Origin of the sequence: Hyphomonas sp., from assembly GCF_041398385.1 — a bacterium.
GTDB lineage: Bacteria > Pseudomonadota > Alphaproteobacteria > Caulobacterales > Hyphomonadaceae > Hyphomonas.
Genome location: NZ_JAWKUW010000001.1, coordinates 277,790 through 304,515, shown reverse-complemented (window position 1 = coordinate 304,515; position 26,726 = coordinate 277,790). Strand labels below are relative to the sequence as shown.

General features: G+C 61.9%; 19 protein-coding genes, 1 tRNA gene and 1 pseudogene. 11 read left to right on the top strand and 10 right to left on the bottom strand.

Going from position 1 to position 26,726, the window contains the following annotated elements; all coding sequences use genetic code 11:
• Positions 1–4 precede the first annotated feature (4 nt).
• From R3C13_RS01480 to R3C13_RS01460, 5 genes are all read right to left on the bottom strand, one after another.
• Positions 5–3,463 carry a glycoside hydrolase family 99-like domain-containing protein gene (locus R3C13_RS01480; protein ID WP_371309017.1) on the bottom strand — a complete coding sequence of 1,153 codons (3,459 nt, stop codon included), beginning with the start codon at positions 3,461–3,463 and terminating at the stop codon, positions 5–7.
• 277 nt (positions 3,464–3,740) lie between these two features.
• Entirely contained in the window at positions 3,741–5,210 is a 1,470-nt protein-coding gene (locus tag R3C13_RS01475; protein ID WP_371309016.1) for an ABC transporter ATP-binding protein, read from the bottom strand.
• Positions 5,200–5,991: an ABC transporter permease gene (locus tag R3C13_RS01470; RefSeq protein ID WP_371309015.1), complete on the bottom strand. Its 792-nt coding sequence runs from the start codon at positions 5,989–5,991 to the stop codon at positions 5,200–5,202. Before R3C13_RS01470 ends, R3C13_RS01475 begins: the two co-directional genes overlap by 11 nt.
• A gap of 125 nt (positions 5,992–6,116) precedes the next feature.
• Complete coding sequence (locus R3C13_RS01465) at positions 6,117–8,396, bottom strand: glycosyltransferase (protein WP_371309014.1); 2,280 nt, start codon at positions 8,394–8,396, stop codon at positions 6,117–6,119.
• Between the two features lie 51 nt (positions 8,397–8,447).
• Positions 8,448–10,619, bottom strand: coding sequence for a hypothetical protein (locus R3C13_RS01460; protein ID WP_371309013.1), 2,172 nt, complete (start codon positions 10,617–10,619; stop codon positions 8,448–8,450).
• Between the two features lie 335 nt (positions 10,620–10,954).
• Here R3C13_RS01460 and rfbB point away from each other — a divergent pair, with 335 nt between their 5' ends.
• From rfbB to rfbA, 3 genes are read left to right on the top strand one after another with little or no spacing between them, the layout of a single operon-like run.
• Positions 10,955–12,022 carry a dTDP-glucose 4,6-dehydratase gene (gene rfbB, locus R3C13_RS01455; RefSeq protein WP_371309012.1) on the top strand — a complete coding sequence of 356 codons (1,068 nt, stop codon included), beginning with the start codon at positions 10,955–10,957 and terminating at the stop codon, positions 12,020–12,022.
• A gap of 28 nt (positions 12,023–12,050) precedes the next feature.
• Positions 12,051–12,956: a dTDP-4-dehydrorhamnose reductase gene (gene rfbD / locus R3C13_RS01450; protein ID WP_371309011.1), complete on the top strand. Its 906-nt coding sequence runs from the start codon at positions 12,051–12,053 to the stop codon at positions 12,954–12,956.
• Positions 12,953–13,825, top strand: coding sequence for a glucose-1-phosphate thymidylyltransferase RfbA (gene rfbA, locus R3C13_RS01445; protein WP_371309010.1), 873 nt, complete (start codon positions 12,953–12,955; stop codon positions 13,823–13,825). The genes rfbD and rfbA overlap by 4 nt, the downstream gene beginning before the upstream one ends.
• On the opposite strand, the gene R3C13_RS01440 is transcribed toward rfbA, so the two are convergent.
• Positions 13,794–14,873 carry a glycosyltransferase family 2 protein gene (locus R3C13_RS01440; RefSeq protein WP_371309009.1) on the bottom strand — a complete coding sequence of 360 codons (1,080 nt, stop codon included), beginning with the start codon at positions 14,871–14,873 and terminating at the stop codon, positions 13,794–13,796. The genes rfbA and R3C13_RS01440 overlap by 32 nt on opposite strands.
• Positions 14,874–15,040: 167 nt before the next feature.
• Here R3C13_RS01440 and phhA point away from each other — a divergent pair, with 167 nt between their 5' ends.
• A complete protein-coding gene (phhA, locus tag R3C13_RS01435; RefSeq protein WP_371309631.1) occupies positions 15,041–15,916 on the top strand; it encodes a phenylalanine 4-monooxygenase in 876 nt (291 codons plus the stop codon).
• Between the two features lie 17 nt (positions 15,917–15,933).
• Here phhA and galE (R3C13_RS01430) read toward each other — a convergent pair whose 3' ends face one another.
• Complete coding sequence (gene galE, locus R3C13_RS01430; RefSeq protein WP_371309008.1) at positions 15,934–16,935, bottom strand: UDP-glucose 4-epimerase GalE; 1,002 nt, start codon at positions 16,933–16,935, stop codon at positions 15,934–15,936.
• A gap of 148 nt (positions 16,936–17,083) precedes the next feature.
• On the opposite strand from galE (R3C13_RS01430), the gene R3C13_RS01425 reads away from it, so the two are divergent.
• Complete coding sequence (locus R3C13_RS01425; RefSeq protein WP_371309007.1) at positions 17,084–18,037, top strand: UDP-glucuronic acid decarboxylase family protein; 954 nt, start codon at positions 17,084–17,086, stop codon at positions 18,035–18,037.
• A gap of 150 nt (positions 18,038–18,187) precedes the next feature.
• On the opposite strand, the gene R3C13_RS01420 is transcribed toward R3C13_RS01425, so the two are convergent.
• Positions 18,188–18,264: transfer RNA gene (locus R3C13_RS01420), tRNA-Ile, on the bottom strand.
• Positions 18,265–18,401: 137 nt separating this feature from the next.
• Between R3C13_RS01420 and galE (R3C13_RS01415) the strand changes: the two genes are divergently transcribed.
• Both galE (R3C13_RS01415) and R3C13_RS01410 read left to right on the top strand, forming a co-directional pair.
• Positions 18,402–19,424 carry a UDP-glucose 4-epimerase GalE gene (gene galE, locus R3C13_RS01415; RefSeq protein WP_371309006.1) on the top strand — a complete coding sequence of 341 codons (1,023 nt, stop codon included), beginning with the start codon at positions 18,402–18,404 and terminating at the stop codon, positions 19,422–19,424.
• Positions 19,425–19,499: 75 nt separating this feature from the next.
• Positions 19,500–20,318 (top strand): SIMPL domain-containing protein, encoded by an 819-nt coding sequence (locus tag R3C13_RS01410; RefSeq protein ID WP_371309005.1) that lies wholly within the window; start codon positions 19,500–19,502, stop codon positions 20,316–20,318.
• Between the two features lie 3 nt (positions 20,319–20,321).
• Here R3C13_RS01410 and R3C13_RS01405 read toward each other — a convergent pair whose 3' ends face one another.
• Entirely contained in the window at positions 20,322–21,284 is a 963-nt protein-coding gene (locus R3C13_RS01405) for an SIS domain-containing protein (protein ID WP_371309004.1), read from the bottom strand.
• Positions 21,285–21,342: 58 nt separating this feature from the next.
• A complete protein-coding gene (locus R3C13_RS01400) occupies positions 21,343–22,542 on the bottom strand; it encodes a D-alanyl-D-alanine carboxypeptidase family protein (RefSeq protein ID WP_371309003.1) in 1,200 nt (399 codons plus the stop codon).
• A 232-nt stretch (positions 22,543–22,774) separates the two neighbouring features.
• Here R3C13_RS01400 and R3C13_RS01395 point away from each other — a divergent pair, with 232 nt between their 5' ends.
• The 4 genes and pseudogenes from R3C13_RS01395 to clpA all read left to right on the top strand — a co-directional run bounded on the left by R3C13_RS01395 (position 22,775) and on the right by clpA (position 26,621).
• Positions 22,775–23,191 (top strand): phasin family protein, encoded by a 417-nt coding sequence (locus R3C13_RS01395; RefSeq protein ID WP_371309002.1) that lies wholly within the window; start codon positions 22,775–22,777, stop codon positions 23,189–23,191.
• Between the two features lie 198 nt (positions 23,192–23,389).
• Positions 23,390–23,800 (top strand): DUF1499 domain-containing protein, encoded by a 411-nt coding sequence (locus R3C13_RS01390; RefSeq protein ID WP_371309001.1) that lies wholly within the window; start codon positions 23,390–23,392, stop codon positions 23,798–23,800.
• Between the two features lie 113 nt (positions 23,801–23,913).
• Entirely contained in the window at positions 23,914–24,270 is a 357-nt protein-coding gene (gene clpS / locus R3C13_RS01385) for an ATP-dependent Clp protease adapter ClpS (protein ID WP_371309000.1), read from the top strand.
• Between the two features lie 25 nt (positions 24,271–24,295).
• Positions 24,296–26,621 (top strand): annotated as a pseudogene (gene clpA, locus R3C13_RS01380) (ATP-dependent Clp protease ATP-binding subunit ClpA).
• Positions 26,622–26,726 lie beyond the last annotated feature (105 nt).

Genomic DNA, 26,726 nt, shown 5'->3' with positions numbered 1-26,726 from the left:
CCGCCTATCCCTTCCGCACGAGACGCTGGGCATCACGCGCATTGCGGATTGCCTCCAGCCAGCCGCGCCCGAACCTCATATCAGGCTCGAGATGCGCGCCCTCCGCCCACTCGTTCCATGCATTGACGAACACAATCCGCTCATCGCCGTGATTCTGGCGACGGGTCTCCGCGAACGTATGTTCCAGCCAGGCCTGGAAGGCGCCCGGAGACGCGTTCTGGAATACGTAGGAGACATCCTGGCGCCGGGCCGTGTTGTCCCAGGAGGGCATCAGGCCGCGGAAACGCGTGTGGCCGGGAACCGGCTCTTTCACATAGGTGCGGACGAGTTCGTGATAGTCATGCGCAACGCCCTGAAAGTGCGGGTTGTACACTTCGCCAGGTACGGGCATCGGACAGCCGCAATTGCTTGGCGGGAACTCGATCGACGCATCGAAACCGATCGCCTTGGGGGCCGGATAATTCCGTGCGTTTTCGAATGTCTCGACGAAGACCAGGTAGAGTTCCCCGATGCCATTCTTCCGGGCGTAGGTGCGCCAGGTATCGACCAGCTGGCGGATGTCCGGGATCAGGGAGGGGCGGTACAGCGCAAGCATGGGCCGGCCATTGACCCGGATGTAGTTGTCCATGCGCAGGAACGGCGCGACATCCTTGATGAAATGTTCGGCGTCGTCCGGCAGGTGCTGCTGCGCGAGTAGGACATCGCGTTCCTGTCCGTCCCATGTCCGGGTCCAGTTCTCATTGGCCCAGCAGAGCATAAAAGGAAAATCCGGACGCCCCGTTTCGAGAATGTTGTTCAGGGGCTTCTCAAGGACGCGCCGGCCGCTGAACCAGTAGTAGTAATAGCAAAAGCCATCGACTCCGTAGGCCCGCGCCAGGGCCGCCTGACGCTCCATCACCTCGATGTCGGAGAGATCGTAGAAGCCGAGTTCTCCGGGACGGTGTGGCTGATAGTGACCGGCGAAATTTGGCAGCGCGCGGGTGACGTTCGACCATTCGGTGAACCCGGCGCCCCACCACCGGTCGTTTTCCGCAATGGCATGGAACTGGGGCAAATAGAGCGAGATCAGGCGGACATGGTTGTCCGCCTCCAGCTGCTCCGACCAGCGCTCGACAAGGCGCTGCTGGTTGCGGATGGCCAGTCGGTTCTTGTAAGTCGGTTCCACCGAATTGGATGTCACCGACAAGTGGTGGACCACTTCCGATTCCGGGACATAGACAATGCGCTGCCCGCCTTTGCGGATGCGGAAGCAGAGGTCGGCATCCTCACAATATGCGGGGGCAAAGGTCGTGTCGAATCCGCCCAGTATGTCGAACGTCTCTGTGCGGACGGTCAGGCATGCGCCGGAGGCATAGTCGACATCGCGGGAATAATTGTAGCGCGGATCGTCCGGGTCTTCGAACAGGCCGATCAGTTCGGCGTGCCCTTCGGGATCGATGGTCGCACCGGCTTCCTGGAGCCGGCCGTCAGCAAACAGAAGTTTCGGTGCGACGGCGCCGACAGTCGGGTCGGATTTCAGCATATCGATCAGGGGTGCCAGCCAGCCTTTTCGGACCTGCGTGTCGTTGTTCAGGAAGATCAGGAAATCACCCTTTGCTCCCCGCGCGGCCTTGTTGCAGGTCAGGAGGAAGCCGAGATTCTTTTCGTTCCGGATGTAACGCACGCCCTGGATCAGGGGCAAGATGGCCTGGGTCCGGTCAGATGATGCATCATCGATGACAATGACTTCGGCGTTCCGTAATCCGCCGGCCGCCGACAACGCGCTCAGGCACTCAAGCGTGTACTTGAGGTTGTTGTAGACCGGAATGACGATCGTGGTGTCGCATTTGGCTGGCGTGGCGAAGTGGAGCTGCCGGGCCGTCTTCTCGAAATCAGCTTCCGACACCGAGACAAGGCGAGGACGGGCCGGTGTGAAGGCTTCTATCTTCTGCCGGCGGAGCGCCTGAATCTGTGAGGTGAGAACATGGTAGGCGGCCGGATCCGAATGATCCTCTTCCGCAGCCGCGCGGGCGCCGGTGAATATGGCTTCGAACAGGGCGCGATTCTGGTTGCCCATCGGAACCGGGGGCAATTCCGGGGCGCTCTTCGGAGGCGCCTCGCTTGCCGCGTAAGTGGCCTGGATGGCCGAGCGATGGCAGCCTGTCCGGAGCCAGTGCAAGAAGGGGTTGCTGCCGGGCTGGGCATCCCAGGTTTCCACTGCGTCGAGCAGGCTGAAATCCGGGTGAGGGGAGAGGCCTGACCACAGGCCGGTCTCAAGGAAATGCAACAAGGGGTTCTGGCCGCTTTCCGTCAGTTCGGACGCTTGCGACAGATAGTGAGCGACAGAAAAAGAAGGGTGCGGATTGCGTCCATCCGTCAGGCCGCTTTCCCAGAAGTGCTGCAGCGGTTCCTTATGGTCTTCTGCAACGTCCGGATACGTCGAGAGGTACCAGCGCGCCGCGAATAGCGGATGCGGGTCGTAGCCGAACTCGCGCCCGGTCGTCAGGTAGTGATAAAGGGGGGCGATCTTCCGCTCTGCGACTTCCGGGTGGCTCTCAAGGTACCAGGCATTCGCAAAGAGCGGGTGCGGACTGGCCGCCGACTGCCAGCCGTTCTGCAGATAGTGGATCAGCGGATTGGTGCCATCATACTCCGTCAGCTGACTGAGATAGTATTCAATGCTGAAGAGTGGATGCGGGTCGCGGCACTCCGATGCACCGATGGCCAGGAAATGCTGGAGCGCGGTCAATCCGGTGGATTCCAGCGCCTGCGCATTGCGTTTGCGGTACCAGGCCGCGTCGAACAGCGGATGCGGGATACGGCCTTCCTCGTCACCGGCCATCAGGTAGTGCGCAAGCGGCGAAAGGGGCTGGCGCGCCACATCCGAATTGGCCTTGAGGTAGAACGTGTGATCGAACAGCGCGTTCGGCGATGCGTCAGGATGTGCGCCGGCGCGGGCGTAGGCGAGCAGGGATTGGGGCGGCGCTTCGTCGCCTTCCGGATGTGTATTCCAGAGGCCGGACCGGTGGATGAGCAGGGCGACTCCTGGCGAGCGGCCGCGAACGAGGTAGCGGTCGAACGCCTTGTCGATATCTCCACGCTGAGCCGGAATTCCGCGAACCCGGCGAACCTTTGCCAGGTTGGCCCTGAGGTTCGCCTTGCGCTGGTCCAGCTGATGCTGGTGATTTAGGGAAATGGCTGCAAGGGCCAGCTTGCCGGAGCCGGTGTTTGCCGGCGCTGGCGGCGATTGCAGCGCCTCAGAGACCCGCCCCGAAAGGGCCGAGAATTCGCCCCGCAGCGCGGAAATCTGCTGATCGATCCGCGAAACGTCCCGTGCATGGGCCGTTTCAAGTCGCTTCAGGGCGCTATTGTCGGTCTGCGGCTGTGGCGGCGACGAGCCATTCGGCGCGGGCGAAACCGTGGGCGCGGATGCTGTTGCGGGCAGAGCAGCACCCTTTGCCTTCGCCGAAGCACTCACCTTCATATTGTTTCGTGGCTCGGATTTTCTGGATTTCGATCTGTTGGACGTATTGGCCAATATGAAAACCCCTATGCCTCTTCACTTCGCTTGCCGACCGTTCTGGTCAAACATTCCAACGTACCCGTTGCCTGTTGACCATGCGAGGCCGGCAACCCCTACCGCACGAATTTGTCATTTTTGTTTGCATCGTTGAGAAAACTCAACGGTTTCTGGTAGAGACAGGCTTCTGTAGCCGCAAGAAATTTATTCCCGGTGCCCCCCTCGAGGGCAGATTCGGTCATTATTTGGCCCTACTTTCCAAAGGTGTTGCAGCCTGCTGCTGGAACCCTGGATCGGGCAGTCTTTTCAGGGCGTATCCCTCGATTCCGGGGGCAATATCGACCAGGCCGATGCGCTTGAGTTCGGCGCCGGAGGGCATGACCCGGAAGATCGTCGCATCGAGAACCCGGTGCAGCTGGCGGAAGTCGCCGCCGGCATTCGTGTAAACACCGCAATTGCAGAGGTAGGCACCTGGCAGGAAATTGCAGGTGAACCGGAACGACACCTCGACCCTTTCATTGGCCGCGAATGTTTCGCCCTTGCCAAGGGAGTGGCTGCTTTGACCGGCGATCTCGATCCCCTTGACGGTCTTGATGAGCATCGCGAAGGAAGCCTTTTCGACGTCGGAGTCGAACACAACCTGGTAGGAGTAGATATATGTCTCTCCGGGCAGCAGGTGGTTCACCGGCTCGCCATCCTCCGTCAGGAGGGTGATGTCGCTGATCGTGGCGCCCTGCGGCTGATAGGTTACGACGCTGACTGAAACGAACTCCGGATCAAACCAGGCCGGAGGCTGGTCGGGCTCGACAGGCGTCTTTCTGATGGGGTCGGCCTCTGCCGAGCCGTTCACGATCTGACCGGCCGTCTTGCTGTCTTCTGCGGCAGTCGTAGGTTCGGCCCAACCGTCCATCTTGCGGATTCTCTCGCGGGCCTCAGCAACTTCTTCCGCTGGCAGATTGATGAGGCGCTGGTACTGGTTCACCACCATTTTGGGGCTGCCTTCCAGAAGCTTCTCACCGGCATCGAGCAGGATTGCCTTGTCGCAAAGCTGAATGATCGATTGAGCAGAATGGCTGACGAACAGGATCGTCGCGCCGCGCGCCCGAATGTCTTCGATGCGGGCGAAACACTTGCGCTGGAATGCTTCGTCACCCACGGCCAGGGCTTCATCGACAACGAGGATATCCGGATCCACATTGATCGCCACGGCGAAGGCAAGGCGGACATACATGCCTGAGGAGTAGGTCTTCACGGGGCGATCGATAAATTTACCGATGTCCGCGAACTTTTCGATCTCGGCGAACCGGGCCTCGGTTTCCTTTTGAGTCAGTCCGAGAATGGACGCATTGAGAAACACGTTTTCCCGGCCGGTGAATTCGGGATTGAAGCCGGAGCCAAGTTCGAGCAGAGCGGCGATACGCCCATTCACCCGGATGCTTCCGGAGGACGGATGCAGCGTTCCGCAAATCATCTGCAACAGGGTCGATTTGCCCGAGCCGTTGCGGCCGATGATGCCGACAGTTTCGCCACGGCCGATATCGAATGACATATCCCGCACAGCGACGAATTCGGCATAGTACTTCTTCGGCGGCTGGCCGAACAGCTTCTGGACCTTCGGCGCAATCATCTGCTTGAGCCGATCTTCCGGCCGCGAGTAGATCATGTAGTGCTTCGATGTGCCCGAAACCGAGATCGCGAAATCAGAGGACATCTGCGAACCCCTTTCTCACGGACTGGAAAAAGAGAAAGCCTAAGCACATGATGACAAAGGCGATGCCGCCATACGTGTAGAGCGGTACCCAGTCGGGGCCGTGGCCCAGGATTACGACGCGGCGGAATTGTTCAACCGGCACGGTAATCGGGTTCAGTACCACCAGCGGCCGGACCCATTCAGGCAGCGCCTTTGCGGGAAAGAAGACGGGCGCCAGGAAAAGGCATGCGGTCACGATCGGGCCCAGGATCTGGCCGATGTCACGGAAGAAGACACCCAGCGCGGAAAAGAGCCAGGCCATTCCAAGCACCATCATCAGGAGCGGCAACAGGACAACCGGCAAGTAAAAGGCTGTCGTCGGAATGCCTTTGAATTCGAACAGCATGAAGCCGAACAGGACGAGCATGGCGACCGACGCATGGAACAAGGCCGTCAGCACGGTGACCACCGGCAGGACCTGAACCGGGAAAACAACCTTTTTCACAAATCCGGAATTGGCCACGATCACGACGGTGGACTGGATGACCGCGTCGGAGAACATCTGGAACACGATCAGGCCTCCAAACAGGATAATCGCGAATTCGATCATCGACCCGGTCTGCACAGTTTCTGCCCACCGGCCCTTGAAGACGGCCCCAAACACGAAAGTGTAGACGCTGAGCATCAGGAGGGGAGTCAGAAGGGACCAGCCAACGCCAAGGAACGAGCCCTTGTAGCGGCCTGCAACCTCTCTCTGTGTGAGCTTCAGCGCGAGCGATACGAGCCGCCGGAGCCTTTTCACTGGGCCGTTTGCCGGCTCACTTGCCTTATAGGTACTCATAAAATCTGCTCGAACTCAGCACTGTGGCACCCAGCCTTATCCAATTCGCCAGAGGCGATCAACGCGAGGCCTGCTTTCCCGGATGCTCAAGCTGAGGATTGCCAGGAAGTTAGCACACGTGGCGGGAAAGCCAGATCGAAATTGGGCGTATTGAGGGACAGGTTGGGTGAATAGAACGGGTCCGCGGCAATCACGTCCGGCCACACCTGTCGCATATAGGCTTGTTCTCGAACGAATCGCGCTTGCTTTTCCGGTGTGTCCTCGGAACCGCGGCTGGCGGATTCGTGGTGGTAGAGTTCCGCGAAAGGGGTCCAGACGCAGCGCAGGCCTTCCCGGCCTAGCTTCAGGCATAAATCGATGTCATTATAGGCGATGGCTAGATCCTGCTCGTTCAGCCCGCCGACTAGGTTCCAGTGGCGCTTCTGGACGACCAGGCAGGCGCCGGTCACCGCGCTCAGGGTCTGGCGGACGATGGCACGTTTCTGATACCCGGCGGCGCCCCGCGGCAGACAGGAATTGACATGCGCGGCGACGCCGCCCAGCCCCATGACGACGCCGCCATGCTGGACTGTGTCGCTGGGATAATACAGCTTGGCGCCAACGGGACCGACGCCTGGCTGGAGCGCGACCCCCACCATCTCCTCCAGCCAGCCCGGCGTGATCACCTCGACATCATTGTTGAGCAGGCAGACCACATCCCCGCTGCATTCGCCGACGGCGTAATTGTTGAGAGCGGAATAGTTGAACGGCTTGTCAAAGTGCAGCAGGCGAACACGGCCTGAGGTCGAGAGGCTTTCGAAATATGCCTTTGCAGATGCGTCGTCAGACTGGTTGTCGACGAGCAGGATTTCATATTCAGGATATGTGGTGTGCTGACGGATGCTTTCGATGCATTGCCGCACCAGGATTTCCGCATTTCGGGTCGGGATGACTATGGACACCCTGGGCGCAGGCGAGGGTATCCGGTAGCGAACATGAGCCCGTTCTGCCGTGACCTCGATATCCGCATCTGCTCCGGCAGTTTCCAGATGGTCTGTCAGGGAACCGCGTGCGGCTTCGGTCGCATACAGCTTGTTCGTGTCCGACAGCGACACGCTTTGGCTGGACGCGCGCCAGTGATAGAGGATGTGCGGGATGTGGACGATGCCGCCCGCCGGCATCCGCGGCAGGCATCGCAGAATGAGATCCCAATCCTGCGCACCTTCGCGGCCTTCGCGCAGGCCACCGACGGACTCCACCAGCGCCCTTTGGATGACTGTCAGATGGTTGAAGTAGTTCATCGACAGGATCAGGTCCGGGTTCCAGCCCGTCTTGAAATGCGGTGAAAACCGCCGCCCGTCAGCGTCGATCTTGTCTTCGTCGCTATAGAACAGCCGCCCGTCCGGGTTGGCGAGGATCGCATTGGCAACTTCAAACACGGCGTGAGGCGGCAGCAGGTCGTCATGGTCGACAAAAGCAAGCCAATCGCCGCGGGCCATGCCGATCGCAGTATTGGTGGCGGCAGAGATGTGCCCGTTGTCCGGGCGCATTACGACCCGTATGCGGTTGTCTTCTTCCGCATGTGCCTGGAGCAGGGGGCCGATGGCCGGATCCGTCGAGGCGTCGTCTGCAATACAAAGCTCCCAGTCGGGATAGACCTGGTTGCGGATGCTCCGGAGAGTCAGATCAAGAATGTCCGGATGCGGATTGAATACCGGCATGACGATCGACAGGAAAGGGCGTGACGGCAGGGTTTCCAGCTGTTGGCGCAGCCGGACAAGGTCTTCCTCTGACGGCAGGTCAAATGCTGAAATCCAGTCGGCATAGTCGAAGCCGTCGCGGGGCAGTGATGAAGAAAAACGGAGATCGGATTTGACCTGGGCGATGCCGCCGCGTTTGAGCGCCCGGACGACGGCGCGGCCAGCGGAAATGATGTCGCGGGGCGTCCGGATGCGGGCCGACCACCATGCTGCGGCGACCTGCAGAAAATATTCCGTGCCCGACACACGCCGAAGCTGGAGGCCGTCCAGCACGGCGGTCCCCTTGCGGTCGAGAGGGCTGAATCGGAGCGCTTCGGCGGCCTGCGGCAGCATGAGCGGAGCATGCCAGGCCCTGCGTGCATGGCGGACCGGCAGATGCGCCGAAACCGTCTGGCGGAGGCCGCCCGCCTGAGTGAACTCGAGCGAAGGATTGGTCAGCTGCGTCGCTGTCCCATCATGACGGCCGGTGAGGAGGTAATACCCGGCGGGGAGCGCGGCGTCGCCGAATTCGAGACGCACTTTCGGTGCGCCCTCGACGCCGGTGAACCTGGATGGGCCGGCGCCTTGGGAGGCATCGATACGGGTGCCATCGCAGGGCACCGGCCGGAGTCGGACGTGGCCCCGCATTGCCGTTCGATCTGCATTTGAGGGGCTCATCCGGTCGACTTTGCCAAGTGCCTAGCTGCGGCCGATTGGCGAGCGGTCCTCCTGCCGGCCGAACCGGATGAAATGGACCAGCGGATTGAGTCCCGAAGCGCGCACATCCGGATACTTTGCCAGATAATCCGCCGAGCGGAAATGGACCGACGGATCGCGCCCTTCGTGCCCGCCATAGCGCAGATAGTGCACAATCGGCGACAGGCCGCTGGCGGCAACGTCCGGATTGGAGGCGGCATACCAGCTCGCATCGAACAAGCCCGACTCTTCGATTTCGCGATGGTGCGTGCTTTCACTGAAGCGCAATTTCAGCCGGACAAGTTTCCGGAATGGCGCGGTCAGGCGCCAGCTGGCGGACCGGAGAACTGAGTCGCGCTCGTCGGTGAGCTGCTGGACCTGCTGCGTCATCTCGCTGATTCGTTGATCGAGCATCCGGCCCTGCTGGCGTGCCGTCTCGGCTTCCGATTGAAGCCTGGCCGAGTCCTGTTCGAAGCGCATGCGTTCCGCTTCTGCCGCCTGTTCCACCTGACGGACCTGTTCCGACAGGGCAGAAACCGTATCCGTGAGCGCTTGCATCTGGCGCGCGGTTTCATCCGCCTGTTCCGTGAACGAAGAGACAAGCGCATCGCGTTCTGCAGCGAACCGGTCTGTCAGCGCCGTCCGGTCCATCTCGGCCTGCAATCCGGTCTGACGAATGGACTCCTCCGCTTCCTGCAGGCTCGTCTCGAATTCCTGGATTTTGTTCCGGGCCGCGAGCAGGTCGGCTTCAAGTGCTTTCTTGTCACTTCCAAGGGATTCAAGTCGCTCCTGAAGTGCGGCGACATCCGCGCGGCTGGCCTCCAGCTCGCCTACAGTCTGGGCGTGCGTGCGTGCCGCAGCCGCCAGTTGGTCCTGAAGACCCGCAACAGCGGCATCACGATCCGCCACAAGCCTCTCGATCTTCTGCGTATGCTCCAGGTCTTTCAGCTGCGCCTGCTCATGCGAGGCGGCCAGGTCTGCGGCGAGCTTGCTGATTCGCCGGTCGTGCTCCTGGTCGCGCGTCTGAACATCCTTTCGCAAAGATGCTAGGTCCGCAGCGGACTGCGCAGTCTCTGCGAGCAGGCGCTGGCGTTCGTCCGCCTGGACGGTTTTCACGGTTTCCAGCGCGGACATGAGGCTGTCGCGATACTTGCGCAGGTCGTCATGGTGCTGCTGCAGGGTATCGTATCGCGCCTGAAGGCTATGGGAATGTTCCGCCTCCGCGGCGGCCGCATGCAATGCGGCCTTCCTTTCGGATTCGAGCGACCGCACATGGCTCGCAACGGCGTCCGACAGGATGTCGAATTCCCTGCGAGCCGCATCCAGCGCCTGCATGGCCTCGGCGTCGTCAGGGTCTGCATGCAGGGCCAGGAGCGCCTTGAAGGCACGGTGGGTCCAGCCGGAGACCGTCTCATCCGTTTCCATGACAGCTTCGCCGTCATCGAAGGACTGCATCTCGCGATCAAGGAAGATGTCGATTTCCTTGCTGACATGTTCGTCCGGCTTGGGCAGGCCGAAGGCCTTGATGACGCGGTTCAGTTCCTCCGGCCAATCCGACAACAGGGCTTCATAGCGCACGAACACGCGGGGGTGTCCGCGCGACGCCAGCTCGCTGTCGCAGATGTGCCGCAGCCAAAACAGCTGCGCCAAGCAGGGATCGATTCCGTTGCGACGGTTGAGCGACCGCGCCGCGTCAACGGGATTGCGGAACGGCAGAACGATCTGCGGCACCACTTTCATGTCGGCCAGAATGTCGAGGTAGAGCGGCGCCAGGCGGCAGATTCTGGGATCCTTCAGCACGAACCGTTTGGATGTGCCGTAGTCTTCTCTCAGGATCTTCTGGATTTCCGAATTGTAGTGCGCCACCAGCGGAGGCGGCAGGGCGTCCAGGTCCAGTCGCTGCCAGTCATCCCATCTCGAGTTGAGCTCGGACAACAGATGGTCATTGACCTGTGCAATCAGTTCCGGTTCCCAATGTCCTTTGGAATTGGAGTCCCCGCCGGGCATCAGCCGAAGCGGAAGGTCGGCTCCGAGAAGGCCCAGGCATCGGGTCAGCGCGCTCGTGCCGGAGCGGTGCATTCCGAGCACGAGCAGACATTTGCGCGTGTGACGCGACCGGCGCTGCCGCATCGGGCGCTTCTTCGGTGCCTCGGACTGGACTTCGGTTATGGGCATTGAGTTATTCAGTCTACACTTGTGCTTGGATAAGACAAACCTGTCCCGGGAAGAGAAGACGCCGCAAAGGTTGGCATTCGCTAAAGTATGCCTGTGCAATCGCCTGCTTCTTTAGATGTTGCACGAAGATGCGGGCGGGAATGTGGCATTTTTCCGGTTTTCATATTCTCTTCACATATGGGCTTTCGCACACTTTCTGAGCATACAATTGCGGTATTTCAATTCAGTTACTGTATAATTCTTGTTCATGTCCGCCAGACCTTGCGGCGACGAATTGGGTAACCTAAACAGGCCCTGAATGCCGGATCCGGGCGGTGCTGCAGGGGGGTTCCCAAGTGACAAAGAAAATCATCGTCACCGGTGGCGCAGGGTTTATCGGATCCGCACTTGTGCGACATCTTGTGCTGGATCAGGCCGCCGAAGTGGTGGTGATTGACAAGATGACCTACGCGGCCAACCGCGCAAATATCGCTGCTGCAGAATCAACCGGGCGTTGCCGACTGCTGGTCGAGGATATTTGCGACCAGCGGCGAATGGCGGACATCATCGCGAGCGAAGCGCCGCAGCAGGTGCTGCACCTGGCTGCCGAAAGCCATGTCGACCGGTCGATCTCTGGACCGCGCGATTTCATTGAGACCAATGTTATCGGTACATATTCGATGCTGGAGGGCGCCCGGTCCTACTGGTCGGGGCTGGATGCTGCGGAAAAGGCGGCGTTCCGATTCCTGCATGTCTCAACCGATGAAGTGTATGGCTCGCTTGGTCCGGGGGGCCTGTTCCACGAGACGACCCCGTACGATCCCTCGTCACCATACTCGGCCTCGAAGGCCGCTTCCGACCATCTCGCCAAGGCCTGGTTCCGCACCTACCGGCTTCCCGTCGTCGTTTCGAATTGTTCGAACAATTACGGGCCCTATCACTTTCCGGAGAAGCTGATTCCGCTGATCATCCTCAATGCGCTTGAGGGCAAGGACCTGCCGGTCTACGGAGACGGCTCCAACATCCGTGACTGGCTGTATGTGGAAGACCATGCACACGCGCTGGCCCTGATCGTATCGAAGGGACGACCGGGCGAAACCTACAATGTCGGCGGGCGCAATGAGCGTACGAACCTGCAGGTGGTCGAGCGGATCTGCGATGAGCTTGACCGGCTGGTGCCGGGTGACCGTCCGCGCCGGGAACAGATCAAGTTCGTTACCGACCGGCCGGGACACGACCATCGCTACGCGATCGACGCAACCAAACTGGAAGACGAACTCGGCTGGCGCGCCCAGGAAAATTTTGAGACCGGCCTCGCCAAGACGGTGCGCTGGTATCTCGACAATCCCGGCTGGTGGACACCGCTGCGCAAGTCGGTCTATTCTGGCGAGCGCCTCGGCCTGACGGCGCCGCAGAAGGCCTGAGGCCCAGCCGGACGAGCGGGATTTCATCATGGCGGACACACGCATTCTCGTGGTTGGCGGCGCCGGTCAGGTCGCGCGGGCCCTGACCGAGGCTGAAGCCCCGGAGGGCATTCATGTGATCGCGCGCGGCCGACCGCAGCTCGACATTCTGGATGCGGCCTGCATCGATGCGGCGCTGGACGATGTCTCGCCGCGCCTCGTCGTGAATGCGGCCGCCTATACGGCGGTGGATCAGGCCGAGAGCGATCAGGCTGCCTGCACGGCGCTGAACGTCGATGCGCCGGGCGCGCTGGCAGCCGCAACCGCACGGCGGGGCATTCCGATCATTCATCTTTCTACGGATTATGTCTTCGACGGGTCGAAGGAAGGCCCATATGTGGAGACAGACCTTGTGGCGCCGCTCGGCGTCTATGGCCGGTCCAAGCTCGTCGGCGAGGGGCGGGTGGCGGCCGCCAATCCGGCGCATGTCATCCTGCGCACGGCCTGGGTCTACAGTCCGTTCGGCAAGAATTTCGTCAAGACCATGCTGCGCGTCGGCGCTGGCCGGGACGAGCTGGGTGTCGTGCATGACCAGCGCGGCAATCCGACCAGCGCAGCGGATATCGCCGACGGCATCCTGACGGTGGCCACACGCCTCCTGTCCGGCGATCCGGCAGCGCCGGCCGGCATCTATCACATGACGGCTGGTGGAGAAGCGAGCTGGGCCGAATTTGCCGAGCACATCTTCGCCTGCAGCGCCGAGGTGGGCGGGCCGGTCGCGCGCGTGAAAAGAATCACGACGGCGGAGTATCCGACGCCCGTGAAGCGCCCGGCGAACTCGCGCCTCGCCTGCGGGCAACTCAAGCAGACATTTGGCGTTGCATTGCCGGACTGGCGCGATAGTACGCGCACCTGCGTCAACCGACTGTTCAAAACTAGAGAGTGGGAAGCATGAAGGGTATCATTCTGGCGGGTGGCAAGGGCACGCGGCTGCATCCGATCACGCGCGGCGTGTCGAAACAGCTCTTGCCGGTCTACGACAAGCCGATGATCTTCCATCCGATCACGACTCTGATGTTCGCGGGCATCCGGGACATTCTGATCATTTCGATGCCGGACGCGCTGCCGCTCTATCGGCAGCTTCTGGGTGACGGCTCTGCGTGGGGCATGAATTTCGAGTATGCCGGGCAGCCAGAGGCGCGCGGCCTCGCCGAAGCCTTCCTGATCGGTGCGGATTTCGTGAACGGGCACAAGAGCGCACTCGCCCTTGGCGACAACATGTTCTACGGCTCCGGCCTCAGCGGTGAGCTGTCCAAGGTTGGCCGCATCGACAAGGGTGCAGCAGTCTTCGCCTGTCAGGTCAACAACCCTTCCGAATTCGGCATTGTCGAGATGAACGAGGAAGGCGCGGCCCTGTCGATCGAGGAAAAGCCCAGGGCACCGAAAAGCAACTGGGCGGTCACTGGTCTCTATTTCTATGACGAGGACGTCGTGGATATTGCTAAAGAGGTGAAACCCTCCGCTCGCGGCGAACTTGAAATCACCTCCGTGAATGAGGCCTATCTGAAGCGGGGCGACCTGCGCGTGCACCGACTGGCGCGCGGCACGGCCTGGCTGGACGCTGGCACGTTCGATGGCCTGATCCAGGCATCCCAGTTCGTGCAGACAGTGGAAAAGCGTCAGGGCATGAAGATCGCCTGTCCGGAAGAGGTCGCCTGGCGCAAGGGCTTCATCGGCGACGAGCAGCTCGAAAAGCTGGCCGGCGAATACAAGAACGAGTACGGCGTCTACCTCAAAGGGCTTCTGACGCACTGGAGCCACTGAGCGGACGGGCCGGGTCCGGTTCGCGCACATGCACCCGCCGCTGGCTCATGCGGAACGGGTTCCACGCCATCGACCGAACCAGCAGCCAGACCGGCACGGCACGTGCCTTCCGACCGGCCCGGCCCTTGCGACGCATCGCTGCGGCTCCCGCAAACCCGTCGCGCATACCGCGCCAAGTAGGCCGGAAACGCTCGGTCATGGCGCTACGGGCGAGCAGATATCCGGACAGCGCAAGGTGACCAGGCAGGGTCAGCCAGAACACCGGCCCCGGCATGTTCTTAGCGTAGGTCCAGATCCGGTTGCGGCAGCCGTGATAGATCGAAAAATCACTCGCCCGGCCCGACAAGCCGCCGCCGACATGATGGATTACGGCACGGGGCAGGAAGATGCAGGTCTCGCCGGCAAGACGTAGCCGGAAGCCAAGATCCACGTCTTCGCAGAAGCAGAAGAAGTCCTCATCCAGTCCGCCATGATCATTGTACAGTCCGCGGTAGAACACGGCGCCGGCGCCGCAGGGGCTGAAACATTCGCCTTCGCCGGGCAGTTCACTGGCGGGACGGCCGAACCCGCCGCGCCAGGGCATGCCGAAAATGAGATAGGCGTCGCCCGCCCCGTCCAGCACGTCCGGATCGCTGAGATCGAACTGGGCCGAGGCAAACGCGCGTGTGTCCGGGTGACGGGCGATGCCGGCTGCGATCTGGTCCAGCCAGGTTGCGTCGGCAACGGCATCAGGATTGAGGCAGACGAGCCAGTCGCCGCGCGCCTTCGGGGCGCCCCGGTTCATGCCCCCGGCATAACCGTGGTTTTCGGTCTCGGCGAGAAGGGTGAAGCTGGGCAGGCCGGACGTGTCGAGCCCGTCGGTCGAGCCGTCGGCGGATGCGTTGTCGATCAGGATGACTTCGAAATCGCGATGTGTCTGGCGCGCCAGCGAGTTGAGCGCATCCTGCACATAGGCACCGCCATTGTAGTTGACGATCAGGACGGAAAAAGCCGGTGCCTGCCTAGGTTCCGGCTGCTTGCCGGGCATATCAGTCGATGGATGCGTCATGCCCGCCCTGTCCTGCCAATGGTACGCCACGGCGCGGTGCGGCGTTTCTGCCAGATGTGATCCGGCCTGAGGGCAGCCAGGTCAAGGCAATCCCTGCGGCGGAACGGCACAATCCTGCCAGATAGTTTCATATGGAACTAATTTCGCCGGTCGCCTATAATCGGTATATGGATATCTCGACCCAGAAGAATCGCTACCATGACGCGCCTCGCGCTGCGGATTTCACCATCGACCAGGCTTGGGACACCTATAGCGCCGCCGAACACGACCGCTGGGACAGGCTGTTCCGGCGCCAGAAGGAGGTCGCCAAAGGGCGGGCCTGCGAAGCGGCGCTCAAGGCCATGTCGGCGCTGGAACTGTCGGCGTCCGGCGTGCCGCATATGGACCGGCTGTCCGACCGGCTGGAACGCATCACCGGTTGGCGCGTCGTGCCGGTCGCGGAACTGGTACCCGACAACATCTTCTTCGACCATCTTGCCAACCGGCGCTTCCCGGCGGGCGCCTTCATCCGGCCGGAAGCCGAGTTCGACTATCTACAGGAACCAGACATATTCCATGACATCTTCGGCCATGTCCCGATGCTGGCATATCCGGTGTTTGCAGACTTCATGGAGGCCTATGGCAAGGGCGGTCAGCGGGCGATGACTCTCGGCCAGCTGCACAACCTCGCCCGGCTCTACTGGTACACGGTCGAGTTCGGCCTGATCCGCGAGGCGGGCGGTCTGCGGATCTATGGTGCGGGAATCATCTCAAGCCCCCAGGAGACCGTGTTCGCGCTGGAAGACGACAGCCCGAACCGGATAGGCTTCGACGTGCAGCGCCTGATGCGCACGAAATACATTATCGACGATTTCCAGCAGACCTATTTCGTCATCGACAGTTTCGAAGCGCTGCTGGAGGCCTGCTACCAGGATTTCGGCACGGTCTATTCCGAAGTGAAGGGAAAGCCCGACTATGAGGCAGCCGAGGTCGCGCAGGGCGACGCGGTCATCCATCGCGGCACACACGCCTATTTTGATGCCGGCGGCCGGCGCGGCGCCTGAGGCGCAGCCCGCTCCGGTCAGCGGGCCTTGAGGGCGGCCCGCTCCGTTTCGGCAAGGTGCCAGGTCCAGGCGTCCTGTATGATCGTGGTGACGTCCGAGCGTTCCGCTTTCCAGCCGAGCAGCTGCAGGGCCTTCGCGGGGTCCGCGACCAGCCGGGACGGGTCGCCCGGGCGGCGGGGGCTTGGCTTCGCCTCCACCTTGCAGCCGGTGACGGCCTCCACGGCGGCATGAATCTCCTTCACGCTGGTGCCATGCCCGGTGCCGAGATTGATCATCGTGCTCTCGCCGCCGTCGCGAAGGTAATCGAGGGCCTTGAGGTGGGCGGAGGCGAGGTCGGCAACGTGGATATAGTCCCGCACCGCCGTACCATCGGGCGTGTCATAGTCCGTGCCGAGAATGTTGAACACATAGTCGTCCCTGCCCGCGCCTCGAAGGGCGAGCGGAATGACGTGCGTTTCGGGTTCGTGCCGTTCGCCGATCGTGCCGGACGGGTCGGCGCCTGCAGCATTGAAGTAGCGCAGGGCAACATAGCGGAAATCATAAGCGGCCGAATGGTCCCGCATCATCCATTCCGCAATCAGCTTGGTGCTGCCGTAGGGGTTGATGGGCGCCTGCGGATGGCGTTCGTCGATCGGCATGTACACCGGCGGGCCGTATGTGGCGCAGGTGGACGAGAACACCAGGTCCCGCACGCCGGCGGCCCGCATGGCGGTCAGGATGTTCAGCGTGCCGATGACATTGGTCTTGTAGTACAGGGCCGGATCCTCGACGGACTCGCCAACATAGGCGAGGGCGGCGAAATGCGCGACGGCGTCGGGCCGGGTGGCCTGCATGGAACGGGTCAGGGCATCGAGATCGTTTATGTCGCCTTCGATCAGCGGACCCCACTGGGCAAATTCCGGCCAGCCGCGCGACAGGTTATCGTAAACCACGACGTTCCAGCCCGCGTCTGCGAAAGCCTTGCAGCAGTGCGAACCGACATATCCGGCGCCACCTGTGACAAAGACGGTACGGCTCATCTCAACTTGGCTCCTGCATCAGAATTGTCCCCGCGGCCCCCTGCGAATCGGCTGAAATAGCGGTCGCGGAATCATTCTGAATGTACTAGAGTAAACGGGCACCGGGCGCCAACGCCGGGGCTCAGATTCTGCTGCAGGGTATACGATCATGCACTACGTTCCGCGGATACTTGTCACCGGCGGTGCCGGCTTTATCGGCTCGTTCCTGTGCGAGCGCCTTCTCGAAACCGGCGCCGAAGTCCTGTGCGTGGACAATTTCTTCACGGGCCGCCGGACGAACGTCGCGCACCTGCTGTCCAATCCGCGATTCGAGCTGATGCGGCATGACGTGACGTTCCCGCTGTTTGTCGAGGTCGACCAGATCTACAATCTCGCCTGTCCGGCAAGCCCGATCCACTACCAGTTCGATCCGGTGCAGACGACCAAGACGAGTGTGCATGGCGCCATCAACATGCTGGGCCTGGCCAAGCGGACCAAGGCAAGGATTCTCCAGGCTTCGACGTCGGAAGTCTATGGCGATCCGGAGATCCATCCGCAGCCGGAGGAATACTGGGGCAATGTGAATCCGATCGGCATTCGTTCCTGCTATGACGAAGGCAAGCGCTGCGCCGAGACGCTGTTTTTCGACTATCACCGCCAGCACAAGGTGAAGATCAAGGTCGCGCGGATCTTCAACACTTACGGTCCGCGCATGCACCCGAATGACGGGCGGGTTGTGTCGAACTTCATCGTGCAGGCGCTGCAGGACAAAGATCTGACCATCTATGGCGATGGCACGCAGACGCGCAGCTTCTGCTTTGTGTCCGATCTGGTGGATGGCCTGATGCGCCTGATGAATTCGCCGGAGGAGCTGACCGGCCCGGTCAATCTCGGCAATCCGGGTGAGTTCAGCATGCTGGAACTGGCGAACAAGGTGATCGAGATGACGGGGTCATCGTCGAAGATCGTGCACCGGCCCCTGCCGCAGGACGACCCGCGCAAGCGCCAGCCCGACATCTGCCGCGCGCGGGAGAAGCTCGGCTGGGAGCCGACGGTGAAGCTGGAAGACGGGCTGCGGCCGACGATCGAGTATTTCCGGAGCGAGATCCAGAATTTGCATTAGCGGGAGGATGTCGGGGCGGGGCCCTCACTTACGCTCGGGCATTCGTTTCCTGAAATCGATGCATAATAAGCGCTGCGCTTACGCTTGCGCATCCAAACCGTAAATTTGATCCACTGGATCAAATTTTTCGCGGAGCGAACCCGGTTTGAATGGTGGGCCCGGCAGGATTTGAACCTGCGACCAAACCGTTATGAGCGGTCCGCTCTGACCAACTGAGCTACAGGCCCACCGAACGATCCGTTTAGGCGGGACGCTGGCCAGGCGCAATGGCCCTGCTGAGGCCTTTCACTCAGACGCCCCCCGTTAACAAAATGGCTCGTTTCACCCGGTTGAGGCCCAGCATGAACTTTGCAAGAAGTCAGGCATGACGCGCGTACTTGTTACCGGCGGGGCCGGCTATATCGGATCCCATACCTGCATCGAGCTTCTGGCCCGGGGCTATGAGCCGGTGATTGTCGACAATTTCGTCAATTCCTCGCCGGTTGCGATCGATCGGATTCAGCGCCTGACCAATCATGCGCTGCCCTGGTATGAGGCCGACATCCGCGACACGGACCGCATGGAAGAAATCATGCGCCTCCACGATATCGAGGCCGTCATCCATTTTGCCGGCCTGAAGGCCGTGGGCGAGTCCACCGAGAAGCCGCTCGATTATTACAGCGTCAACGTGATGGGCACGCACAGCCTGGTGTCCGCCATGCTGAAGACGGAGACGGCGCGCCAGATCGTGTTTTCGTCGAGCGCCACGGTGTATGGCGAGCCAGAATTCCTACCCTATACCGAATCGCACCCGACGCGCCCGACCAGCCCCTATGGCCAGACCAAGCTGGCGGCAGAAATGCTGCTGAACGATGTCGCGGCGTCAGGCCTTCTGACCGATGTGGCGATCCTGCGTTACTTCAATCCGATTGGTGCGCATGCGAGCGGCCTGATCGGCGAAGACCCGAACGACATTCCCAACAATCTCATGCCCTATGTCGCGCAGGTCGCCGTCGGGCGCCGGCCCCACCTCAATGTCTGGGGCAATGACTATGACACGCCGGACGGCACGGGCGTGCGCGACTATCTGCATGTCGTGGAACTTGCCCGCGCGCATGTCCTCGCGCTCGACCGGTTCAAGACGCACCATGCGCCGTTCACCGTGAATCTCGGAACCGGCAACGGGTCTTCCGTGCTGGATGTCGTGCGGGCGTTCGAGGCGGCGAGTGGCAAGAAAATCCCGCTCGAATTTGCGCCGCGCCGGCCGGGCGACATCGCGGCCTTCTGGGCCGATCCGTCGCTCGCGCATGAGCTACTCGGCTGGTCGGCGGAATATTCGCTGGATGACATGTGCCGCGACCAGTGGGCCTGGCAGAGCGGAAATCCGTTCGGATACAACCCCACCTGAGCCATAATCGGGACACGATTGCCTTCCACAGATGTCTGACTGAGACTGCTTCAGACATCACCCTGGGAGACCGTCATGCGTCCTTTTCTGCCCACTCTTACGTCCATTGCCGTTGTCGCCTTGCTGCTGCCGCAGGCTGCCTGCGCGCAACTTCAGGCGTTGACGGAAGAGGCGCCGCCACCGATGAGTGCTCCGGCCATGACCGCCCAATCCGTCAATCCGAATTCGATCCAGCCTGAGACAACGCTGGAAATTTCCGCCCAGGCGAGCGTCAAGCGTGAGCCGGACATCGCCTATCTGTCGACTGGCGTGCAGGTTGAGCGCAAGACGGCGGCCGAAGCGATGGCTGCACAGGCCGAAGCCATGAGCGGCGTGTTCAAGGCGCTCGAAAAAGCGGGCGTCGCGAAGAAGGACATGCAGACGTCCAACCTCTCGCTGTATCCGCGCTACGACTATATCGAGGTCAAGGACCGGGACGGCACGACACGCGGCGAACAGCGGCTCGCCGGTTATACCGCGTCGAACCAGCTGACGGTGAAAGTGCGCGACCTGGACAATCTCGGAAAGACCATGGACAGCCTGATCAATGCGGGCGGTAACACGTTCAGCGGCGTCAGCTTCGCGCTGGACGATGCGTCCGAGGCGCAGGATGAAGCGCGCCGCAAGGCGATGACCGATGCCGTGGCCCGCGCCAATCTCTATGCGAGCGCGGCCGGACTGCGTGTCCTGCGGATCGTGAAGATCAGTGAAGGCGGCGGCTACTCGCCCCAGCCGATGCCGATGATGCGCCAGGCGGAAATGGCGATGGCGGACGCCTCGTTCAGCACGCCGGTTGCGGGTGGTGAAGTCGGCTACGATGCCTATGTGAACGTGATGTTCGAACTGGGGCGCTAGGCCTCAGACATAGCCTTCGGCCAGCAGGTCTTTCATGTCGATGAGGCCGACGGGTTTACCATCGGCCGTCACGAAGGCATTGGAAATCCGGTGCTCCGAGAAGCGCTTGATGACGGTCAGCATCCGCTCATCCGGCGCAAGGGTGCGCGGGTTTGCCGTCATGATCGTGGCGGCGGGGCCGTCGGTCTTGCCGGCAAGCATGGCCCGGCGCAGGTCGCCGTCGGTCACCATGCCGACGAGCCGGCCTGCCGCATCGACTACACCGGTACAGCCCTTGCGGCCTTCGGATATGGCTATGATGACATCGTGAAAGCTCGCATCGTCCGAGACGATCGGCATCGTGTCCGGGTGGGCTTCGACGAAGTCTCCGGCGGTCTGCAGTGAGCGGCCGAGCTTGCCGCCCGGATGCCGGAAGCCGAAATCCTCGCGCGAGAAGCCGCGCCGCTCCATCAGCACGATGGTGAGGGCGTCGCCGAGGGCGAGCGACATCGTGGTGGACGAGGTCGGCGCGAGGCCATTGGGGCAGGCTTCGGCCACACTCGGCAGCAGGAGGACTTCATCGGACGCGCGGCCAAGCGTCGATTCGCGGGCACGGGTCATGCCGATCAGGGGCACGCTGTTGCTGCGGCAGTAGCGCAGCAGGTCGACGAGTTCGCGGCTTTCGCCGGAATAGGAAATCGCGATCACGACGGAGCCCGGCACGATCATGCCAAGGTCGCCATGGCTGGCTTCGGTCGGGTGGAGGAAGAAGGACGGCGTGCCGGTCGAGGCAAGGCTGGCGGCGATTTTCTGGCCGATATGGCCGGACTTGCCGACGCCTGCAATGATCACATGGCGGTCGGTGGCCATGATGAGGTCGGCCGCGCGGGAGATGGAGGCGTCGAGGCCGGTCCCCAGCTGGTCGAGGGCATCGCGCTCGATGCGGATGACGTTGCGGGCGATTTCGAGGTCTTTGTCCTGGGCCACCGGCACTGCTCCTGCAGGGTTCGCGGCGTTTTCCGGCACTTGGGCCCGGCTGGCAACCCTACCTGTTCATCTGGCTGCGCAGGTAGTCGTCCGGCGACATGGCCGGCTCTTCGAGCACGGGTGCCTGCACGAAACGCGATGTCGCAGCCATGTCTTCAGGATTGCCGGCGGGGGCGACAGCGTTGACTTCAGTTAACTCAGGCGCACTCACATCGCCCGGCAGGAACGCGTCTTCGTCCTCATCGTCGACATCGCCCTGGCCGGTGGACAGGACGACCAGCGGCGCGGGCGCGGGCGTGCCGGCTCCCTGGGCCATGAGGGCGGAGATCGGCTTGCCGTTCAGCATCGGCTCTGCAGCAGCGTCGACTGGCAGCGGCTGGTCGAGCGCGGCAAAGGCGAGGCGGGCGGACTGGGCCGGGTCATCCGGATTGGCCGGAAGGGCGAAGGAATCGAAGGCCGCTTCCAGCAGCGCCTCGACATGGCGGTCGCGGGCGCGCGAGGTGGACCCGCCGAGCATGACAGCGATCACGCGGCGCCCGTCCCGCTTGGCAGAGGCCATCAGGTTGAAGCCCGAGGCGCGGGTATAGCCGGTCTTGATGCCGTCGACGCCGTCGACCGTGCCGAGCAGCTCATTGTGGTTCTTGTAGGTGCGCCCGCCCCAGGTAAAGTTGAGGTCGGCGAAATAGTGGTAATAGTCCGCATGGGTCGTCAGCATCGCCTTGGCGAGGATGGCGAGATCGTGCGCGGTGGAAATCTGGCGTGTGTCCGGCAGACCCGACGCGTTGACGAAACGGGTGTTTTCCATGCCGAGCTGCTGGGCCTTGACGGTCATCAGCTGGGCGAAACGGCTTTCGGTGCGGCCGAGGCGTTCAGCCACCACGACGGCGACGTCATTGGCCGATTTGGTGATCAGGGCCTGGATCGCGTCTTTCACCGTAATCGTGCTGCCGGGCTTCAGGCGCAGGTTCGACGGGGCCTGGGCGGCAGCGAAGCGGGAGACGGTCATCCGGTCGTTGAGGGACAGCTCTCCCGCCTTCAGCGCGTCGAAGAGCATGTAGAGCGTCATGACCTTGGTGAGCGAGGCCGGGTAGCGGGATTCGTCCGCGTTCCGGGAATGCAGCACTTCATCATTGTCGGCATCGATGACGATGGCGGCGTACTTCTCGGCGAGGGCCGAACCTGTACCAACGCCGGTCAGGACGACCAGAAGGGCCACCGACACGACTCGTACCAAAGCTGCGAGGGAACGCAGGACCATCCAAGATCTCCCGAAATCTTAACCCCGGCGCCCCGAGGATTAACACTAGAGTCCCCCAAATCCGTTGACTACACCTTAACGCAGGCGATCCGGGCTTATTGAGACATCTGATCTTAACATATGCAAATTAAATGCTGGCTGGGTATTGTTGCGGCGCACAATAATTTGTTGCGCTTGCGAAGCGATCAGGATATCGTAACGGCAGGGCATGAGTCTGAGAGGAACCCCACCCATGGCAAAAGCGAAGACCACCACCACCCGCGCCAAGGCCGAAGCCAGCGCCGCCAACACCACCACCAAGATGCTCGACGAGGGCATGGAACAGCTGTCCGGTTTTGCCGGCATGTTCGGTGAGTACGCCGAATCCGGCATGAAGTCCCTGAGCGACCGCGCTTCGGCCTCGACCGAAGTGATGCGCACGCTGGGCGGCCGCAACATGGATTTCTTCACCAAGAGCCTCGAGCAGGGCGTCGAAGCCACTCAGGCCATCACCACGGCGAAAGACGTGCGTGAAGTCATGGAAATCCAGGCAGGATTTGCCAAGTCGATGTTTTCGGCCTATACGAAAGAGATGAACGCGCAGGCAGAGATTTGCATGTCTGCATGGCGCGACGCAGCCAAGCCTTTCATGGCCTTCGCTGCGAAATAAGTTTCTCGGGTTCAGGCGGCCCTGCGGCCACCGGAATCGTAGAGTGCGGTAGATTACGGAGAGCCGGGCCTGTTTGGCCCGGTTCTTTCGTTTCGGGGATGACTTCGCCGCGCCGCAGCCAGTCCTGTCCGCTGATCGCAAAGGCTTTTCCTAAAATGCGGGATTGTTGCCGTGCGGCGGACGTGGCAGGAGTCGGCCATGCCGCGTCTGCCCGAACTGATCGAGTTTCCTGCGTTGAAGCGCCCGAGCAAGCCGAACAACTGGCTGGTCGCGCCGGACGGCTTTGCCGGCATGGTCGCCGTGGATGAAGTCTCGCCCGTTTTCGACAAGACGCCGAAGCAGGTGTTTGATTCGGTCATGGACCTCGTGCTGGAGCGGGAAGAGTGGCGCCTGCGCGCCTCCGACCCCGACACGCTGAGGATTTCCTTCGTCGCAGTGACGCCGCTGCTCAAATTCAAGGACGATGTGTTTGCTCAGGCCGTGCCGGTGGCGGGCGAGCCGGGAAAATCGCAGATCGCCGTCTATTCCGCGTCGCGCATCGGTTATTCCGATCTCGGCACCAATGCGAAAAGGGTGAAGGAACTGGTTGCGCTGGTTGGTGCACGCTGAACACGGCTGCATCAAAAACAGGCAAGCCTTCAAATTGCCGCGCTTGGCATCTTCAAACTGAGCCTGAACCGTATATCTTAGAAGTCATGAGCCAGGGCGTTCCCTTTTTCCGCATGAGCGATCCCCCCGATCCGGGTAAACCGGGCGGCGGCGATGGTGCAGGCGGAGACGGAACGGATTTCGATTTTGCGACGCAGACTCGGGTCCGCACCAAGAAGCCCTCGCTCTATCGCGTCCTGCTGCTGAACGACGACTACACCCCGATGGAGTTCGTCGTGCACATCCTCGAGCGGTATTTCAACCGCTCGCGGGAGCAGGCTACACGCATCATGCTTCATGTTCATCAGAAGGGTGTGGGGCTGTGCGGGGTCTATACATATGAGGTGGCCGAGACCAAGGTCGCCCAGGTGCTGGACCTTGCAAAGCGCCACGAACACCCTCTCCAATGCGTCATGGAGAAAGAAGACTAGACCCTAACCCCGGAAGGCTTCCATTTTGCCACGCTTGTCCCCCTCCCTGGAAACGGCCTTGGAAAAGGCCCTGACCCTCGCCTCAGAACGGGAGCATGAGTACGCGACGCTCGAGCACCTGCTTCTGGCCCTGACAGAGGATGAGCACGCAAAGGACGTGATGGGGGCCTGCAAGGTAGACCTCGACGCGCTTCGGGGCGATCTCATCCGCTACATCGATGAAGAGCTGACCAGCCTGATCGTCGAGGACAGCGACGGGCGCGTGCAGCCGACCGCCGCCTTCCAGCGGGTCGTGCAGCGCGCCATCCTGCATGTCGAAAGCTCCGGCCGGGATGAAGTGACCGGCGCGAACGTGCTGGTCTCGATCTTCTCCGAGCGCGAAAGCCACGCCGCCTACTTCCTGCAGGAGCAGGACATGACGCGCTATGACGCGGTGAACTACATCTCGCATGGCGTGGCGAAACAGCCGGGCATGTCGCGCCCGTCCAATCCGCGCGGCTCCGAACAGTCCGAAGAAGAAAACGTCAAGCAGGGCCACGAGGCGCTGGACGCCTACTGCGTGAACCTCAACGCGAAGGCCCGCGCCGGCAAGATCGACCCGCTGATCGGGCGCGAGCTGGAAATCAACCGCTGTATCGAAGTGCTCTGCCGCCGGAACAAGAATAACCCGATCCTCGTGGGCGACCCCGGCGTCGGCAAGACGGCCATCGCCGAGGGCCTGGCCAAGAAAATCGTCGATGGCGATGCGCCGGAAATCCTGGATGAGGCGATCATCTGGTCGCTCGACATGGGCGCCCTGCTGGCCGGCACGCGCTATCGCGGCGACTTCGAGGAACGCCTGAAGTCGGTGATGAAGGAACTCGAACAGCAGGACAAAGCCATCCTGTTCATCGACGAGATCCACACGATCATCGGCGCCGGGGCGACCTCCGGCGGCGCGATGGACGCCTCGAACCTGCTGAAGCCGGCGCTCCAGTCGGGCGGCCTGCGCTGCATGGGCTCGACGACCTTCAAGGAATACAAGCAGCACTTCGAAAAGGACCGGGCCCTGTCCCGCCGCTTCCGCAAGATCGACGTGGTCGAGCCGACGGTTCCGGACACGATCAAGATCCTGACGGGCCTCAAGTCCCGCTTCGAGGATTTCCACGGTCTTCGGTACACGAACGATGCGATCAGGTCGGCGGTGGAACTGTCCGACCGGTACATCACTGACCGGAAACTGCCGGACAAGGCGATCGACGTGATCGACGAGGCCGGCGCTGCGCAATGGCTGCTGCCGTCATCGAAGCGCAAGAAGACCGTCGGCCAGAAGGACATCGAGGCCGTGGTGGCCAAGATCGCGCGCATTCCGCCCAAGCAGGTGTCGACCGACGATGCCGCGGCGCTGAAGTCTCTCGAGACGGACCTCAAGCGCGTTGTCTACGGCCAGGACGAAGCCATCGAGGCGCTGTCCGCGTCGATCAAGCTCGCCCGGGCTGGCCTGCGCGAACCGAACAAGCCGATCGGCTCCTACCTGTTCGCCGGCCCGACCGGCGTCGGCAAGACTGAAGTGGCCAAGCAGCTCGCCTCCATCATGGGCGTCGAGATGCTGCGCTTCGACATGTCGGAATACATGGAGCGGCACACCGTCAGCCGTCTGATCGGTGCGCCTCCGGGCTATGTCGGATATGACGAGGGCGGCCTGCTGACCGATGGCGTAGACCAGCATCCGCACTGCGTGCCGCTGCTCAGATGAAATCGAGAAGGCCCACCCGGACCTTCAACATCCTGCTGCAGGTGATGGACAATGGCGCGCTGACCGATGCCAACGGGCTTCAGCAAGGTCGACTTCCGCAACGTGGTCGTCATCATGGCGACGACCAATGCGGGCGCATCGGATGCCGCGAAGAACGCTTACCGGCTTCGGCGCCGGCAAGAAGGATGACGAGCAGGACGAAGCGATCAAGCGGATGTTCACGCCGGAATTCCGCAACCGGCTCGACGCGATCATCACCTTCGGTGGCCTGACGCCGGAAATCATCGACCGCGTGGTGGAGAAATTCATCCTGCAGCTGGAAGTGCAGCTGGAAGATCGCAACGTCTCCATCGAGATCACCAAGGCGGCGCGCGAATGGCTGGCCAAGCGCGGCTTCGATGCCGACATGGGCGCAAGGCCGCTTGCCCGGACGATCCAGGAACACGTCAAGAAGCCGATGGCGGAGGAACTCCTCTTCGGCGAGCTCCAGAAGGGCGGCGTCGTTCACATCGACATCGACAAGAAGGACGACGACAAGCTCGCCTTCAGATATGTCGCCGACCAATCGAAGAAGAAGAAGCCGAAGCGCGACGCGACCGAAGAACCGGCAAGCTAGGCGACGACTTCACCCGACGTCATGGGGCCGTACCGCGAGGTACGGCCCTTTTCGTACTCGCATCCTTCGATCGCGCTGCGTATGGTTCCCGAAAAATGGGAGGAA